Origin of the sequence: Reyranella sp., from assembly GCF_004296935.1 — a bacterium.
In the GTDB taxonomy this organism is placed as follows: Bacteria; Pseudomonadota; Alphaproteobacteria; order Reyranellales; family Reyranellaceae; genus Reyranella.
This window is the reverse complement of sequence record NZ_SCVH01000166.1, coordinates 20,049-36,287: the sequence shown is the minus strand read 5'-3', so window position 1 is coordinate 36,287 and position 16,239 is coordinate 20,049. Positions and strand designations below refer to the sequence as shown.

Annotated in this window: 12 protein-coding genes; 2 read left to right on the top strand and 10 right to left on the bottom strand. The window is 69.3% G+C overall.

Annotation, left to right across the window (positions count from 1 at the left end):
- Positions 1-28: 28 nt before the first annotated feature.
- Positions 29-1,651 (top strand): hypothetical protein, encoded by a 1,623-nt coding sequence (locus EPO55_RS24530; protein ID WP_296340103.1) that lies wholly within the window; start codon positions 29-31, stop codon positions 1,649-1,651.
- Positions 1,652-1,778: 127 nt separating this feature from the next.
- On the opposite strand, the gene EPO55_RS24525 is transcribed toward EPO55_RS24530, so the two are convergent.
- The 9 genes from EPO55_RS24525 to EPO55_RS24485 form a co-directional block, all read right to left on the bottom strand.
- The gene (locus EPO55_RS24525; protein ID WP_296340101.1) at positions 1,779-2,927 is read right to left on the bottom strand and encodes a patatin-like phospholipase family protein; all 1,149 of its coding nucleotides are present in this window, start codon (positions 2,925-2,927) and stop codon (positions 1,779-1,781) included.
- An 86-nt stretch (positions 2,928-3,013) separates the two neighbouring features.
- Entirely contained in the window at positions 3,014-4,504 is a 1,491-nt protein-coding gene (locus EPO55_RS24520; protein ID WP_296340100.1) for a hypothetical protein, read from the bottom strand.
- 190 nt (positions 4,505-4,694) lie between these two features.
- Positions 4,695-8,333, bottom strand: a complete 3,639-nt coding sequence (locus EPO55_RS24515; RefSeq protein ID WP_296340099.1) for an AAA family ATPase — start codon at positions 8,331-8,333, stop codon at positions 4,695-4,697.
- A 78-nt stretch (positions 8,334-8,411) separates the two neighbouring features.
- On the bottom strand, positions 8,412-9,029 hold the full coding sequence (locus tag EPO55_RS24510; RefSeq protein WP_296340098.1) for a histidine phosphatase family protein: 618 nt from the start codon (positions 9,027-9,029) through the stop codon (positions 8,412-8,414).
- A gap of 22 nt (positions 9,030-9,051) precedes the next feature.
- Positions 9,052-9,468: a PIN domain-containing protein gene (locus tag EPO55_RS24505; RefSeq protein WP_296340097.1), complete on the bottom strand. Its 417-nt coding sequence runs from the start codon at positions 9,466-9,468 to the stop codon at positions 9,052-9,054.
- On the bottom strand, positions 9,465-9,701 hold the full coding sequence (locus EPO55_RS24500) for a hypothetical protein (protein ID WP_296340096.1): 237 nt from the start codon (positions 9,699-9,701) through the stop codon (positions 9,465-9,467). The genes EPO55_RS24505 and EPO55_RS24500 overlap by 4 nt, the downstream gene beginning before the upstream one ends.
- A 51-nt stretch (positions 9,702-9,752) precedes the next feature.
- Positions 9,753-11,132: a tRNA uridine-5-carboxymethylaminomethyl(34) synthesis GTPase MnmE gene (gene mnmE / locus EPO55_RS24495; RefSeq protein ID WP_296340094.1), complete on the bottom strand. Its 1,380-nt coding sequence runs from the start codon at positions 11,130-11,132 to the stop codon at positions 9,753-9,755.
- Positions 11,133-11,501: a helix-hairpin-helix domain-containing protein gene (locus EPO55_RS24490; protein ID WP_296340093.1), complete on the bottom strand. Its 369-nt coding sequence runs from the start codon at positions 11,499-11,501 to the stop codon at positions 11,133-11,135. It abuts the gene before it with no gap.
- A 7-nt stretch (positions 11,502-11,508) separates the two neighbouring features.
- The gene (locus EPO55_RS24485; RefSeq protein WP_296340092.1) at positions 11,509-12,399 is read right to left on the bottom strand and encodes a sugar ABC transporter substrate-binding protein; all 891 of its coding nucleotides are present in this window, start codon (positions 12,397-12,399) and stop codon (positions 11,509-11,511) included.
- Positions 12,400-12,444: 45 nt separating this feature from the next.
- Here EPO55_RS24485 and EPO55_RS24480 point away from each other — a divergent pair, with 45 nt between their 5' ends.
- Entirely contained in the window at positions 12,445-15,237 is a 2,793-nt protein-coding gene (locus tag EPO55_RS24480) for a [protein-PII] uridylyltransferase (protein WP_296340090.1), read from the top strand.
- Positions 15,238-15,275: 38 nt separating this feature from the next.
- Here the strand turns inward: EPO55_RS24480 and EPO55_RS24475 are convergent, their stop codons facing one another.
- Entirely contained in the window at positions 15,276-16,148 is an 873-nt protein-coding gene (locus tag EPO55_RS24475; protein WP_296340089.1) for a tripartite tricarboxylate transporter substrate binding protein, read from the bottom strand.
- Between the last annotated feature and the right edge of the window lie 91 nt (positions 16,149-16,239).

The following is a 16,239-nucleotide window of genomic DNA, read 5'->3' as shown; positions in this document are numbered from 1 at the left end:
GCCCAATGCCCGCCGTCGAGGGTGCCGCGTGCCTCCCTTCCAGGTCCCCCTGACCGTCGGCGTGACCGGCCATCGCCAGATCGCGGGAGATTGCACTCAAGCGATCGAAGCCGCGGTCATCTCCCTCCTCGAGGGCGTGCGCACCAGGGCGCCCGACGTCCCGCTCGTCCTGCTGACCGGCCTGGCCGAAGGCGCGGACCGGCTGGTGGCCCGGCTCGCACAGGAACGCTTCGGGGCTGAAATCATCGTCGTGCTGCCGCGCGCGGCCGAGAGCTACCGCCGCGATTTCGCGACCGCCGACAGCCGGGAAGAGTTCGACCGCCTGCTCGCCGCGGCCAGGCTGGTCGTCACCTGTCCCGAAGACCACGCCGATCCGACGGTGGGCTATGCCTGGGCCGGCAATTTTACCGCGCTTCATTCCCATCTGCTGATCGCCTTGTGGGACGGCGACGAGGCGCGCGGCGACGGCGGCACCGCGGAGATCGTCCGCGCCAAGCTCAAGGGGCGCTACGCCGGCTGGAACAAGGGCGAGCCGCTGCAGTACGACGAGGGTGGGGCGGTCGCCCATGTGATCACGGCGCGCGCCGGCGAGACGCCGCCCGCCCATGTCGGCCAGATCAACTGGCTCTATCCCGACGTCGGGCTGATCGGCGCCCGGGGCGGCGAGAACCGCCACGCCGCCGTCCTGTCGGCCTTCAACACGCTCAACCGCCTGCTGAAGCGCGACGGCCGCGCGCGCGAGGCCTGGAGCACCAACCCCGCGGCGCCCTCGATCGATGCGCTGAAATCCGCGACCGACCACTTCGCCAACCAGTTCCAGCGTCGCACCCACATCGCCGTGCGCGTCATGGTGCTGGCCACCGTCGTGGCCGCCATCGCCTCGACGGTCGGCGTCCCGATCGTCACCCCGGCGGCCGTGGCCGTGGGCTTCGCCGTCTGGCTCTTCTCGAGCCGGAGCCGATGGCAGCGCCTGCATACCGATCTGCGCGCGCTGGCCGAGGCCGGCCGCATCCAGGTGGCGTGGGCCGCAAGCGGCCTGCCATTTTGCGTCGCCGATCACTACCATCCCGCCCAGGCGACGTCGGTCGCCTGGATCCGCCGTGCGATTCGCACCGTCTTCCTGCTCGACGACATCCAGCGGCCGCGCGCGGCACCGTCACCGCAGGACCGCAAGCGCCACGCCGAGGCAGGCCACGCCTGGATCGACGAACAGGTCGCGTACTTCCTCGGCAACAACGGCGTCGTCTCGCGCTATCGCCGGCAGGCCCGGATCTTCGCCATCCTGGGACTCGTCTGTCTCGGCATCGGCCTCTTGATCGTGGCCGGCAACAAGCTGCTCGACGTCACCCACATCCAGCAGACGGTGCTCGACACGGCGCTGCTGCTGCAGGTCGGCCGCATTGCGCTCGCGATCACCGCCAGCGTCCAGGCCTACCAGGCCTTCATGTCGTTCGGCGATCTGCAGCGCTCGTTCGCCGTCTCGGCGCATCTCTTCAGACTGGCGCGGGACGAGGCGCGCGCCGCCGCCGAGGCCGACGATCAACCGCGGCTGATCCGCCTGATCGTCCAGCTCGGCCGCGCCGCGCTGGTCGAGAATGTCAGCTGGGTGATCCTGCGCCGCCAGCGCCGCATCAAGCCGCCGTCGGCGTAGATTCACCTCACCCTGAGGAGGCGCGTAGCGCCGTCTCGAAGGGTGGGCTCCAGTCATGCTGTATCCATGCTTCGAGACGCCGCGCTTCGCGCGGCTCCTCAGCATGAGGTTAGGTGTGCGCGCCCGCTCAGGCGATATCGAACCCCGCCGGAAAATGCTCGGCCTTCACATGGCGCTCGGCGATCTGCCGGCCGATCTCGATCAGGGTCTCGATGCCGCGTGGATCGTCCATCTTCTGGATCTTCATCACCTGCGCGCGCGTCATGGTGATGCCGAGGCGGTCGATCAGCCAGTCGATCTCGAGCTGGCCGTCATAGCGAACGTAATGCAGCAGCGGCTGGTGCGTCAGCCGGTCGTCCGCCAGATCGCCGATCTCGCTGTCGATGATGCGCGGCGTCGGCGTGTCCGACGCCCATTGCAGCAGAAGCTGAACCAGCCGGCTGCCGTCGTCGATCATCGAGGTGAGCGCATTGACCGCCTGGAAGACCGATGGCGTGTAGCGCAGGCGCTCGACGCTGTGGCGTTGCCGGAAGAAGCCGGTGCCGACGGAGGCCAGCAGCAGCCGTTCATGTCCGAGCGGCCAGCCGATGTTGTAGCCCTTGAGGCTCGCCAGCATGAGAAGGTGCAGCGACGGGTCGTTGTGTGGGCTGACGCCGCCGTCGACGAAGGCGCCGAGTTCCTGGTCGTTCACCTTGATGAACTCGGGCCGGAAGAAGGTCGGCGCCGCCGTGCTGGCCAGAATCGCCGACGCGAGCGGAATGTCGCCGTTGGCGGTACTGCCGGCGCCGACCGAAGAGGCGGCGAAGAAGCGGCCGCGCGGATTGTTGTGCAGGATCCAGATGCTGCCGTTGTCGGCGCGCTTGGTAACGATTGCCAGGCCGGTCCTGATCTTGTCCGATCCGAGCGTGATGTCGCCGATGATCTCCTTGAGAACGGCGGCGAGTGGCCCGCGCGAAAACCGGGGACCAATGATGCCGAAGCTCCAGAACGGCCGCCGGAACACCCGGGTCGCCAGGCTTCGATAGAGCTCGAGCAGTTCCTGCGCCGACAGGCCCAGGGCCAGGCCCGAGGCGATGATCGATCCGGTCGAGGTGCCGCCGATCAGGTCGAAGTAGTCGCAGAGTCGAAACCTGTCGGGCGTGCTCGAACGCTCGCGGAGAATGGCCTCCATCCGCTCCAGGATGGCGAGCGTCAGGATACCGCGAACGCCACCGCCATCGAGCGCGAGGATGCGCTTGGGGCCGGCTGAGAAAAGATGTTGCTCGACCGCAGACATGGATCTCCCCCGATCACGACTGCCCAAGTCATGCTTGCTCGCGTTTGCTTACTTCAGGCCAGAATGACACGCCGCGCTGATGCGCGTTACCGCTTTTGCGGCGCGTCGGTGCGGACGTGGACGACGGCGACATCGTCGGCATGGAAGCGCCGCCAGCCCGGCAGGCGGTCGAGCTCGGCGACATGGGGATCGGCGGGATGGAAGAGCGTCCAGCCGATGTCGAAGTCGGCCAGCAGCTTCGGCATGTCGGCCAGGGCGTTGAACCGGCGCAGCAGCGGTTCGCCGTACATGTCCAGCCGGCCGTCGATGAACGGCTGGACGCCGGCGAAGATCAGGTAGCCGCCGACGTCGTAGCCGTTGAACACCCGCCCCGTGATGCCGGCCCGCTTGACCGCCTCGACCGCGGCGGCGGGGACATAGGTGTTGGGCACGACGAGGCCCGGCAGGCGCCAGGCCCCGACGCCGATGGCGATCGCCACCGCCGCGGCGAGCGCGCCGCGCCGCAACCCGGCGGAGGATGCCGCGCGGAGCCAGTCGCGCAGCGGCCGCGCGAAGGGCGTCTCGCCCAGACGCCGCAGCTCGACCGCCAGCGCCGGCGCCACGATCAGCGGCGCGCACAGGCCCAGCAGCTCGGCGTGCCGCTGATGCAGCAGCGCCATGTGCAGGATGACCAGGACCATGACGATCCGCGTGACCGGCAGGCGCAGGCCGAGCGACAGCGCGCCCAGCAGCACCAGCATCAACCACACTTCCAGGACGTGGCCGCGCTGCATGTCGGGCTGCTGCCATTCATCGATCCACGACAGCGCATAGCTCATGCGCTGCACTTCGAAGGGAAACAGCAGCCCCGAGAGTCCATGCGGCGTGGCGAGTGCCGCCGCCACCGCCACCACGATGAAGGCGCCCCAGCCGCGCACCGCCCGCCACGCCGCTCGGCGATCCGTGGCCTCGAAGAGCGCCTCGGCCGCGAACATGCCGGCGAGGCCGAGGCCGAAGACGTGGCTGCCGTGAATGTTGGCCCACAGCACCATCACCAGCGCGAGTCCCAAAGTGAGGCGTGCCGACGGCGCGCGATTGTCGGCGCGGGCCGCGACCAGCCCTGCCGTCCAGACGACGAGCAGCGGGAAGACCGCGACGTGCGGCCGGGCGACCAGATGGGGAAAGCACAGACCCCAGGCGGCGAGGACGGCGACGGCCATCGCCGCGACCGGCAGGTAGCGCAACAGGGCATAGGCGAGAATTGCCAGTGCGGCAGCAAAGCAGGTCGCCCCGGCAACGGCCAGCGCCGCCCAGCCCAGCCGGTCGTGGAGCAGCGCGATGGCAATTTCGACCAGCCACTCGTGGGCGATCCAGGGCGCCCCCGGCATCGAGTGCGAGAACACGTCGCCGGCCGGCACCTTGCCCTCCGCCAGGATCCAGCGGCCCACGGCAATATGGGAGAAGACGTCGGGGTCGCGGAGCAGTTGGCCGCCGCGGCCGATCGCCGTCGCCCATGCCAGCAGCGCCACGATCGCAGTGGCTGTGAGTCTCGTCCCCCGCGGGGTGGCGACCTTGACCGGCCCGGTCGGTGGGGTCATCGTTTGAATTGTCGCTCCAGTCAGCCGCGTAGGCGACGTGTCCCAACAGGGAATCCGACCATGAAATCGATCATCCTTGCGCTCGTCCTCGCCGTCAGCGGTGTTTCTGCTTTCGTCATGATGGCAGCAACCCAGGCCGAGGCAAACAACAGCGCGCCGAAACCCAAGGACTAGGTTCGGGAGCCGCGTCTCAGCGCGGGAGCTCGCCACCGAGCTGCACGATTCGCTCGCGGCAGTCGGCGGTGACGTCTACCGGCCAGCGTTCGCGCGGACTCCAGGCGAGCTTGTCCACGGCCGTGGCGAAGCAGGACTTGTACGCCGCCATCGCGCCTGCCTTGTCGCCCTTCGCCTCGAGCGTCAAACCGATCCGCTGGTAGTTGTTGGCCAGTGACTTGCGCCACCGGGAGTTCTTGATCGATCGGGAATCCAGATCGACGGTCATCTCAAGCGCGTCCCGGTAGGCCGACAGGGCGGCGTCGAGCTTGCCGGTCGCGCGAAGGCCGTCGCCCACTTTCTGTCGTGCATTGGCAACGTCGAAGAAGGCGTTGTTGCTTTGCGGCAGGCGGCCCTGGGTCTCGAGCGTGAGCTCGAGGTAGCGCGCGAACTCCGCCACGGCGGCATCGGGAGCGCCACTCAGCAGATAGAGATCGCCTATTCTCTGGTAGGCGATCGCGAAGCCCTGGCGCCACAGGTAGATCGATGGATCGCTGCTGGTGAGCTGTTGAGCGGTGTCGCGCGAGACCTGGTACTCGGCGAGCGCGTTCTTCCAGTCGCGCTGCTGCAACAGGATATCGCCCAGGCGCAGGCTGGTCCCGGTGACCAGCACGAGATAGTCCTTGTTGCCGCGTGCACGGGCGGACAACTGCCGGGCAATGGCGGCGGCTGCGCGGTAGGAGCTCGTCGATTCGGCCAGCTTGCCATGGGCCTGCAGCGTGTCGCCGAGTTCCTCGTGCGCCTCCGCCAGATAGCGGCGCCAGCGCGGGTTGCCGGGCTGGCTGGCATCGAGTGTCTCGGCGTGCGTCACCCACGCGTTCTGCGCGGCGGCGGCGTCCTCTATCTTGCCGAGGCTGCGCAAGGCGAGGCCGAGACGCCGGTGACTGTTCATGAACTCGCGCTGCGCCAGCTCTTCCTGCGGATTTTGCGCCACGTGTGGCGCCAGCTTGGCCAGCGCCTCGCGGGCATGATTGGCGGCCTCGGCCGATTCGCCGGTCTGGAAGAAGACATCGCTGAGCAGTCCCCGCGACTGGCCCTGCAGCAGCGCCCACCGCGAATCGCCAGGATGCCTGGCGGCAAGACCGTCGGCGAGGCTGAGCGCCTGACCGGCAAGCTCGCGTGCCGTCGCCACGTCCCCCAGCTCGACGCTGGCGAAGCTCAGGACGCCCAGCAGTTGCACGCGCGCCGCCGTCACGTCGTCCGGCTCGCCCGGCAGGCCCTCGACCGTCTTGCGCGAGCGGGCGGCAAGATCGCTCAGCAAAGGCCGCGACACGATGCCTTCATGGTAGCCATCGATCAGCTGCTGCAGGCTGCCGGCCGCCTGGTCGAGGGCGAGGCGATAGCTGTTCTCGGCCTCGTTGCGCGACTCCGTCGCCACGGTGCGCTGATGCCAGGCGTATCCCCCGGCCGCCATCGCCAGCAACAGCAACACCGACACCGCACCGGCAAAGCGCCGGCTGCGGCGAAGCTTGTCGCGCAACGCCGTCTGCCCGACCTCGTGGGCGCGGCGCTGTCGGTCGTGCTCAGCAGCGCTCGACGCCTCGACATAGGCCACCATGTCGAGGGCGAGGTCGCCGCCATGGCGCAAAAGCACGTCCTCGGCCTCGGCCAGCCGGCGGCCGGCCGGCAGCAGCATGTCGTCTTCATGGCCGTGCTCCGTCCAGGCGGCGGCCTCGGCCTGCAGACGGCGGCGCACGACCAGGAAGTCGCGATGCTCGGCGATCAGGTCGCGCAGGCGCGGCCAGTGGCTGAGCAGCGCCTCGTGCGCCAGCCGGAAGGTGCGGCCCTGGCCGCCGTCGTCCGCCACCGCCAGCCTGGCATCGACCAGCGTCTGCGCCAGGATGCGCTGCTCGGGATCGGTGATCGAGGCTTCGCGGACGACGCGCGACGTCGCGGCGGACGAGGCGTCGCCGGCCTCGACCAGAGAGAGCAGCAACCCCGGCAGCACGGCGGCGCGCCGGGGCGGCAGCTCCTGCACCAGCCGCTCGGCGCGCCGGGCGATGGCGCCCTCGAGCTGGCCGAGTTCGTTGTAGGTGGCATAGGTGAGCTGGCGCTGCTCGCGTCCCGCGACGTCGCCGGGTCGGTCGCGTCCCGCGACGTCGCGGTGATAGAGCTCGTCGAGCAGGAACGACAGCAGCGGCAGCGATGCCGCGTCGCGGGTGGCGGCCTCGCGAATCACCGCCGCCAGCGAGACGCCGCTGCGGGCGCTCTTCTCGAAGGTGATGCCGGCGGCTTCGGCCGGCCGGGTGATGATGAGGTCGACCTCGGCGCCGGTCGGCGGCACGAGGTGGTACTGCCCAAGGCCGGCGGCGAGCTCGGCGAGCTGGGGCAGATCGGGCATGTGGTGAAAGAAGTCGCTGCGCAGCGTCGCGATCACCCAGACCATGCCGGACGTCGCCAGCCGCGCCACGGCGGCATCGAGCGCCCGGCGATCGTCGTCGGAGATCGCGCCCGACGTGAAGACCGCTTCGAGCTGGTCGAGCACCAGAACCAGCCGGCCGACCCGGCGGTCGCCCGGCGCCGCGTGCGGATCGGCGGCGGCGACGCGCTCCAGCGCCACGCGCAACGGCCCGGCGCCGACCGCGGGCGGGCCGCCCAGCAGGGCGGCCAGCTCGGACTGGCCGTAGCCGATCGCCGCCAGTTCCGGCAGGGCATCGGGGCGCAGAAGCGCCGCCGCCAGCCCTTCGAGCGGCGACGGCGCGAGGTCGGCCGGATGGACGACGACATGGCGCCAGGTGGTCTGGCCCCCGTCCACACTCGGGACCACGCCGGGCGCCATGAGGTCGGGCACGAGTCCGGCGCGCACCAGCGACGACTTGCCGGAGCCGCTGGCGCCCAGGACCAGCATGAAGGCCTTGTTTTCGGCGGCGCGCTTGACCAGGGCCTCGGTGATCTCGCGCTCGGCGCGCTCGCGGCCGAAGAAGACGGCGGCGTGCTCGCGGTCGAAGGCCTGCAGGCCGCGGTAGGGCGAGCCCGACCACCATTCGATGCGCGCGCCTTCGCCCGCCGGCGTCGTGCGCCGCAGCAACTCGGGCAGGCGCCGGCGCAGCAGCTCGCGCAGGTGCTGTTCGAGCTGGGTCTCGAACTCCTCCAGCGTGGTGAAGCGGTTGAACGCGGCCTTGAACTGGCCGCTCGCGTCCTCGAAGTGGGACTGCCAGAAACTCTGCAGCGACTCCCACTGGTTTCTGATCTGGTCGAGCTGGTCGACGCGGCTGAAGCGCGCGAAGCCCTCGCCCTGCTTGCGGTAGACGAGAAGGTCGGGAACGCCGCTGCGCTGCTCGCGGGCGGCCAGCGCGCTCTCGAACTCCCATTCCGTGCCGGTCACCGGCGCGCGCCCGTCGATGCCGCGATACTCCCGTGTCGCCGTGCGTTCGGGCAGCGGCGTGCCCAGCCTGGACCACAGGATCAGCACCAGGATGTCGGCATCGGCCGGCGGGTCGATGATGTCCTGGAAATGGCCCGAGCTCAGCATCGGCTCGTATTCCCAGAGCACCGGCGTGATGTCGAAGAACGAGGCGAATTCGCGCTTCAGCCGGCCGATCACCAGGGCGGCGCGACGGCGCTCGTCGTTCACGTCACCCGGCGAGGAGATGAATATCCGGAAGCGCTGCGACATTGGGCGACGGGGTTCCGATCAAGGCGACCCCCGAGCATGGCGGACAATCCCCGCGGCGTCACCTTTTGGGGCGGAACCTCAGGCTGGCGGCAGGTGGCTGGTGTCGTTGATGAAGCCGACCCGGACGTCGCCCGCGGCAAGGACCTCGATCTCGTTCAGGGTGCAGGGGTCCTGGGACAGCCGCCAATAGGCCTTTAGCGGCTGGTCGAGGAGCTGCAGCAGGAGGGCGCGATTGACGCTGTCGTGCCCGACCAGGACGACAGTGTCGGTGGCATGCCGCGCCAGCACCATCCTGAGTGCGTCGGACGTGCGCGCCACCACATCCTGCAGCGACTCGCCGCCGGGAAAGCGCACGAGATGCGGCGCCTCGCGCCACAGCCGATAGGCCTCCGGCGTCTCGGCGCTCACCTCCTCGTGCGTGCGCATCTGCCAGGCGCCGTAGTCGATGTCGCCCAAGCCCTCGTGCACCGACGCTGTGATCCCGCAGGCCGCCGCGACCTTGGCCCCCGTCACCACGCAACGCTGTAGCGGGCTCGTATAGACGGCCACCGGCTTCCAGTGCCGGGCGATGCGGCGGGCGAGCGCGTCGGCCTGGGCGAGGCCGTGCCCGGTGAGGGCAAGCTCGGCGCGGCCGCGAAAGCGCGCCGGATGGATACCATCGACGTGGCCGTGGCGGGTGAGGAGGATCTTGGTCATGGCGCCCCGGCTGACTGGACCACTATCGAAACGGATTGACGATCGTCACGTCGTCGATCTGCTGCCCATGACTCATATCCTCCGATAGCAACTCGTGACAGCCGAGTGCCTGGGCCGCGGCAATGATCGCGCTATCCCAGTAAGAGAAGCCTCGCGCCGCACGGATTTCCAACGCGGCCGTCGCGATGCCGAGCGAAACCTCCTGAACCGGAAACCGCGTCCATGCGTGGATCAGCCCGGCGGCAATATCGTGTGGCAGTGCATCGGCGCGATTGGCGCGCGTTGCCTGGATATAAAACTCCTGCAGCACCTGCGCCGACAGCGCAAGATCGTCCGCGTCCAGCAATGCGACGGCACGATCGCACTTGGCCGCCTCGCCGGGATCGCGACTGATCGAGTAGAGCAGGATGTTGGTGTCGACAAAGCGCCGCCCCTTCATCGGCGGCGCTCGTGGAGCTCATTGCGAGACAGCCTGTCGCCGGCGCGGAACGACACGATCCGCTCGCGGAGCGCACGCTCCTGTCTTGCGAGCCGCTCGAATTCGCTTTCACCGGCCGCAAGGTCCACGAGATAGCGCTTCACCAAGGCCGAAACAGAGGTGTCCAGTTCGGCAGCTTTGATGCGTGCCCGCCTGTAAGTTTCATCATCCAGTGTGACTGTGATATTTTTCACATTTACACAGTATCCCGGGCCGACCTGACCGTCAAGATTGCGCTCTCGCTTTTACTTCCCGATGCAGAAGTCGCGAAAAATGACGTCCAGCAGTTCCTCGACCCGCACCGTGCCGGTGATGCGGCCGATGGCGCGCAAGGCGAGGCGCAGGTCCTCCGCGGCCAAGGCGATCTCGGGCGCCACCAGCGCGCGGCCGAGGCAGGCATGGGCTTCGGCCAGCGCCTCGCGGTGACGCGCCCGGGTGAGTGGCGGCACCGCGGCGCCTTCCTCCATCATCAGGCCGGCCGAGCGTTCGAGGCGGGCCAGCAATTCCGGCAGGCCGGCGCCCGATGTCGCCGAGAGCGGCACGATGTCGGCGGCGTCCGCTGCCGCGAGATCGACCTTGTTCACGACCACGATGTCGCGCGCCGGGTCCCATCGGTCGGTCGCGGCGACGAGGTCGCGGCGCGCCGCCCTCCAATCGCCCGATGCATCGAGCACGAGCACGCGGAGATCGGCCCCGGCGGCGCGGGCACGGGCGCGGCGCACGCCTTCCTGTTCGATGGCGTCGCCCGAATCGCGCAGGCCCGCGGTATCGGCCAGCACGACCGGCCAGCCGCCGAGATCGAGATGGACTTCGATGACGTCGCGCGTCGTGCCGGCGGTCTCCGACACGATGGCGGCGTCGCGCCGCGCCAGAAGATTGAGCAGCGATGATTTTCCCGCGTTGGGCGGACCGATGAGGGCGATATGCACGCCCTCGCGCAGCCGCTCGCCGCGGCGATCGCCGAGATGGGCGCCGATCTCGGCCTGCAGCTGCACAACGCCGTCGCGGACGCGGGCGGCGATGCCCGCGGGCAGATCCTCGTCGGGAAAATCGATCGCCGCCTCGAGATGGGCGAGCGTGGCGAGGCCCAGGGTGCGCCAGTCCTCGTAGAGCCGGTGCAGCGCGCCATCCATCTGCTGCAGGGCGAGGCGGCGCTGCTGTTCGGTCTCGGACGCGACCAGGTCGGCGATGCCCTCGGCCTCGGTGAGGTCGAGCTTGCCGTGCTCGAAGGCGCGGCGCGTGAACTCGCCGGGCTCGGCCAGGCGACAGAGGCCGAGCCGCCCGACCGCCTCCAGCGCGGCGGCGACCACGGCGCGCCCGCCGTGCAGGTGCAGCTCGGCCATCATCTCGCCGGTCTCGCTGTGGGGCGCCTCGAACCACACGAACAGGCCGCGGTCGATCGCCTCGCCGCTCAACGGATCGTAGAGCGTGCGCACGACCATGCGGCGCGGCTCCGGCAGCGCCGGATCGCGCGCCGAATGACCGCGCTCGAAGGCGCGCGGCTCGGTGAGGAAGACCAGCACGTCGGGCGCGTTGGGGCCGCTCAGGCGAATGACCGAGATGGCGCCCGGATGCGCCCGCGAGGGCACGGGCGTTGCCAGCGCATAGATGGTGGCGTCGTCCATCTAGGTCCGCTTTTGCGGCGGCGGGCGGCCCGGTGTCGGCGCCGGCGCGGCCGGCGGCGGGCGCGCCATCACCTTGTCGGCGATCTTTTCGTAGAGATGCTCGGGGATCAGCCGGCGCTCGACCAGCTCGGTCTTGGCCTTGAACGGCCGCGACCGGATGATGGCGTCGGCCCGGACTTCGCCGATGCCGTCGAGCGTCATCAGGTCGTCGCGGCTGGCGTTGTTGAGGTCGATCAGGTTGGCGGCGGGCGCCGGGGCCGGCGCTGCGCGCTGCTGCGCCGACGCGGGCTGGAAAGACAGGGGCTGGAAAGACAGGGGCTGCGCGAGCGCCAGCAGCGCCAACGCCATCAAGGAGACGATCCGGCTCATCGCGCGATTATCGCACGATCTCGTCCCAGGCGGGACTGGGACGCTCAGTGAAGGGCACTTTCCAGCGCTGGCAGTTCGACCGGTCGATCAGCTCGGCCGGCACCATGATCTCGGGCGGCACCGGCTTGCCCGCGAGGTGCCGCAGCACCGCCTGGGTGGCGATGGCGGCGATGTTGAAGGCGCTGAAGTCGATGCTGGCCAGCATGCGGCCGTGCTCGATGTGGTCGATGGCGGCGGGCAGGCCGTTCACGCCCACCACCTCGGCCGTCCGCCCGGCATCGGCCAGCGCCTCGAGGACGCCGAAGGCCATGACATCGTTGGCCGTCCAGACGCCGTCGATGCGCGGGTGGGCCGCCAGCAGCTCGGCCATCGCCTTGCGCGCCGGTGCCGCCTGGAGATAGCCGATGCGCGAGCCCAGCAACCTGATGCCGGGGACTTCCGCCACGGCGCGCTGCAGTCCGACGGTGCGGTCGCGGGCGGTGCGCGCCGACGGCGTGCCGTCGAGCGCGACGATGCCGCCCGTCCCGCCCAGGCCCAGGATCAACGCCTTGGCGGCCTTGTAGCCCACCGCGACATCGTCCGAGCCGACGAAGGTCAGGACCTTGCCGGGCATGCGGTTGATGAAGACCGCGACCGGGATGCCGGCGGCGGCGAATCGCGCCAGATCCCCGGCCATCTCGACGTCGTCGGTCGGATTGAACAGGACGGCATCGGGCCGCGCCGCCAGCGCCTCGCTCACCAGGGCCTTCTGCTCGCCGACATGGTCGGGGGTCTGCGGCACATAGTGGATGGTCCGGGCGCCGGCTTCGGCGGCCAGCCGGTCGGCAATCAGCCGGGCCGCGTCATAGGCCGGATTGACCCGGTTTTTGGTGAAAACGGCGAGGGTGGGTGGCGGCATGGTCCCTATGTTAGACGAGCGCCGCCCTGTAGTATCCCGCCCGAAATGGCCAATCCCTACGATCATATCCCCGACCGCCGAAAGATCGTGCGCCGCCGCGTGCTCGAAGAGGCGTTGGGCGTGCTGGTCGAGGACCTGCCCTCGGGCGGCGAGCCGCCCCGGCCGCCGGTGCTGGCGCTGCTGCGCGACGCCCTGGCCAAAGGTCGGGCCGAGATCCGCCGCCGCTTCGAGGAGCCCGGCCCGCTGCGCAACGACGGTCCGGCGGTGCTGGCCGCCACCTCCTACCTGATGGACCAGATCGTCCGCGTCCTGTTCGACTTCGCCGACCGCTACGCCTATCCCGCCGCCAACCCGAGCGCCGCCGAGCGGCTGGGCGTAGTGGCGACCGGCGGCTACGGCCGCGGCGAGCTGGCGCCGCTCTCCGACCTCGATCTCCTGTTCCTGCGCCCCTACAAGCAGACGCCCAGGGGCGAGCAGATCGTCGAGTTCATGCTCTATCTCCTGTGGGACCTCGGCCTGAAGGTCGGCCACGCCACCCGCACCGTGGCCGAGAGCCTGCGCTACGCCGAGAACGACCACACCATCCGCACGGCGCTGCTCGAGATGCGCTACCTGTGGGGCGACCGCGAGCTGTTCGACGAGCTGCACAAGGGTTTCGCGCAGAAATTCCATACCGGCGACGGCCGCGATTTTGTCGAGGCCAAGCTCGCCGAGCGCGACCAGCGCCACCAGCGCATGGGCGACTCGCGCTATGTCGTCGAACCCAACGTCAAGGAAGGCAAGGGCGGGTTGCGCGACCTGCACCTGCTGTTCTGGATCGCCAAATATCTCTATCGCGTGAGCGAGCCCGGCGACCTCGTGGCCAAGGGCGTGCTCACCAAGGAGGAGGCGCGCCTGTTCGAGCGCGCCGAGCGTTTCCTGACCACGGTGCGCTGCCACATCCACTACCTGACGGGCCGCGTCGACGATCGCCTGTCGTTCGACCTGCAGCGCGAGATCGCCGAGCGGCTGGGCTATCAGGACCGCCCGGGCAGCCGCGGCGTCGAGCGCTTCACCAAGCACTACTATCTCCACGCCAAGACGGTGGGCGACCTCACCCGCATCTTCGTCGCCGCCCTCGAGGACAGCCACCGCCGCAAGCCCAAGCTCGCGGCGCTGTGGCAGACGCTGCGGCCACGCCAGCTCGAAGGCTTCAAGCTCGACGGCGAGCGCCTCGCGGTGGCGTCGCCCGATACCTTCACCAAGGATCCGGTGGCGATCCTGCGGCTGTTCCACGTCGCGCAGGAAAACGACCTCGACATCCATCCGGCGACGCTCCGGCTCATCACCCAGAACATCCGGCTGGTCGACAGGCTCAGGAACGATCCCGAGGCCAATCACCTGTTCATGGAGATGATGACGTCGCGGCACGACCCGGAGACGACGCTGCGTCGCCTCAACGAGGCCGGCGTGTTCGGCCGGTTCATTCCCGACTTCGGCCGCGTCGTCGCCCAGACGCAGCACGACATGTATCACACCTACACCGTCGACGAGCACACCATCCGGGCGATCGGCATCCTGGCCAGCATCGAGAACGGCACGCTCAAGGAAGACCATCCGCTGTCGGCCGAGGTCGTGCACAAGGTGCTGTCGCGGCCGGTGCTCTATCTTTCGGTGCTGCTGCACGACATCGCCAAGGGCCGCGGCGGCGATCATTCGGTGCTGGGCGCCGATGTTGCCATGCAGGTCGGCCCGCGGCTTGGCCTCAGCGCCGCCGAGACCGAGACCGTGGCCTGGCTGGTGCGTCATCACCTCGCCATGTCGGGCACCGCCTTCCAGCGCGATCTGATGGATCCCAAGACCATCGAGAATTTCGCCGCCCTCGTGCAATCGCCGGAGCGACTCAGGCTGCTGCTGGTGCTGACGGTATGCGACATCCGCGCCGTCGGCCCCAACGTCTGGAACGGCTGGAAGGCGGCCCTGCTGCGCCAGCTCTACAACGCCGCCGAACAGGTCATGTCGGGCGGCACGCTGGCCGGCGGCCGCGCCGACCGCATCCGCCAGATCCAGGCCGAGGTCGGCAAACGCCTGGCGAGCTGGACCGACCAGGAGAAGGACGAGCACTTCGCCCGCGGCTACGCGCCCTACTGGCTGTCGTTCGATCCCGACACCTTGGCGCGCCAGGCCGAGCTGGTGCGCGGCGCCGAACGCGGCCGCCAGCCGCTGGCGATAGAGCACCGGGTCGACACGGCGCGCGCCGTCACCGAAGTCACGATCTACACGCTCGACACCCACGGCCTGTTCGCCCGCCTGGCCGGCGCCATGGCGGTGAGCGGCGCCAACATCGTCGACGCCAAGATCTTCACGCTCGCCAACGGCATGGCGCTCGATACCTTCTGGATCCAGGACCTCGAGGGCAAGCCGTTCGACGATTCACGCCGCCTGGCACGGCTCGCCGCCCGGGTCGAGCTGGCACTCTCCAACCGCCTCGACATCCAGCGCGAGCTCGACACCCAGCGCGGCTCTTGGCCCAAGCGCGACCAGGTCTTCACCGTCCAGCCGCGCGTGCTGATCAACAACAACGCGTCCGACACTTTTACGGTGATCGAGGTCAACGGCCGCGACCGGCCGGGCTTTCTGCATGTCGTCACGCGGGCGCTGACGCGGCTCAACCTGCAGATCGCCTCGGCCCACATCACCACCTACGGCGAGCGCGCCGTCGACGTGTTCTACGTCAAGGACCTGTTCGGCCTGAAGGTCGTGAACCAGGACAAGCTCAACCAGGTGGCCGCGACCGTCGAGAAATCCATCCGCGACTTCGACACCCGCTTCGAGCCACTGCCCAAGGCGGCGGAATAGGCTGGGGGCGCGCCACTCCAGTGGCGCGCCCCCAGCAATTACTCCGGCTTGAAGCCCGCGTCCTTCAGCAGCGCGGTGTTGGTCTCGACCTCTTCCTTGATGAAGGCGGCGAATTCCTTGGGGCCCCGCGCGGTCGGCACGATGCCGAGCGACGTCGTCTTGGCGATGAAGTTGGGATCCTTGGAAACCTCGGCCATGCCGGCGGCCAGCCGGTTCACGACGGCGCCGGGCGTGTCCTTGGGTGCCCACGCGCCGTACCAGGAACTGAGGTTGAAGTCCTTCAGTCCGACCTCGTTCGTCGTCGGGATGTTGGGGGCGAGCGGCGTGCGTTCCTTGGAGGTGACGAAAACGCCCTTGGCGCGGCCCGAAGTGGCGAGCGGCAACAGTGCCGTCCAGGGATCCATGAAGAGTTGCACGGCGCCCGACATCAGGTCGGTATTGGCCGGCGCGGTGCCCTTGTAGAGGATGGTGTCGAGCGGCAGGCCGGTGCGCTTCAGAAATGCGAGCGTGGCGATGTGGCCGGCCGATCCACCCGACGACAGGGCGAAGAAGTATTTCTTCGGCTCCTTGGCGATGGCCGCCATCATGCTCGCATAGTCTTTGCCCGGCACGTCGTTGTTGGCCAGCAGCACCAGCGGCGCCTCGCCGGCCTGGGCGATCGGCCGGAAGTCGGTTTGCGCGTCGTAGGGACAGCTCGGCACGACCGCTTTTCCCAGCACGAACAGGCTGGCGTTGAACAGCAGGGTGTAGCCGTCGGGATCGGCGCGACGCACCGCGTCGGAGCCCACGGTGCCCGAGGCGCCGCCGATGTTCTGGATCACGATCGGCTGCCCGAGCTTCTCGGACAGGAACTGTCCGGTGATGCGGCCGAGCCCGTCGGTACCGCCGCCCGGCGGGTAGGGCACGATCATCTTCAGGGGCTTGTTGGGAAACGCACCCTGTCCAAGGGCCGGGCCGAGAGCAGGTGCCGCGAGCAAAGACGCGCCGGCAGCACCAAGAACA

What these genes read in the sequence shown, in the direction of transcription:
- EPO55_RS24475 (WP_296340089.1), bottom strand. Translation starts at nt 16,148, where the DNA reads ATGATCGTGCCCTACCCGCCGGGCGGCGGTACCGACGGGCTCGGCCGC.
- EPO55_RS24485 (WP_296340092.1), bottom strand. Translation starts at nt 12,399, where the DNA reads ATGCCGCCACCCACCCTCGCCGTTTTCACCAAAAACCGGGTCAATCCG.
- EPO55_RS24510 (WP_296340098.1), bottom strand. Translation starts at nt 9,029, where the DNA reads ATGACCAAGATCCTCCTCACCCGCCACGGCCACGTCGATGGTATCCAT.
- EPO55_RS24490 (WP_296340093.1), bottom strand. Translation starts at nt 11,501, where the DNA reads ATGAGCCGGATCGTCTCCTTGATGGCGTTGGCGCTGCTGGCGCTCGCG.
- EPO55_RS24520 (WP_296340100.1), bottom strand. Translation starts at nt 4,504, where the DNA reads ATGACCCCACCGACCGGGCCGGTCAAGGTCGCCACCCCGCGGGGGACG.
- EPO55_RS24480 (WP_296340090.1), top strand. Translation starts at nt 12,445, where the DNA reads ATGGCCAATCCCTACGATCATATCCCCGACCGCCGAAAGATCGTGCGC.
- EPO55_RS24505 (WP_296340097.1), bottom strand. Translation starts at nt 9,468, where the DNA reads ATGAAGGGGCGGCGCTTTGTCGACACCAACATCCTGCTCTACTCGATC.
- EPO55_RS24525 (WP_296340101.1), bottom strand. Translation starts at nt 2,927, where the DNA reads ATGTCTGCGGTCGAGCAACATCTTTTCTCAGCCGGCCCCAAGCGCATC.
- mnmE (WP_296340094.1), bottom strand. Translation starts at nt 11,132, where the DNA reads ATGGACGACGCCACCATCTATGCGCTGGCAACGCCCGTGCCCTCGCGG.
- EPO55_RS24515 (WP_296340099.1), bottom strand. Translation starts at nt 8,333, where the DNA reads ATGTCGCAGCGCTTCCGGATATTCATCTCCTCGCCGGGTGACGTGAAC.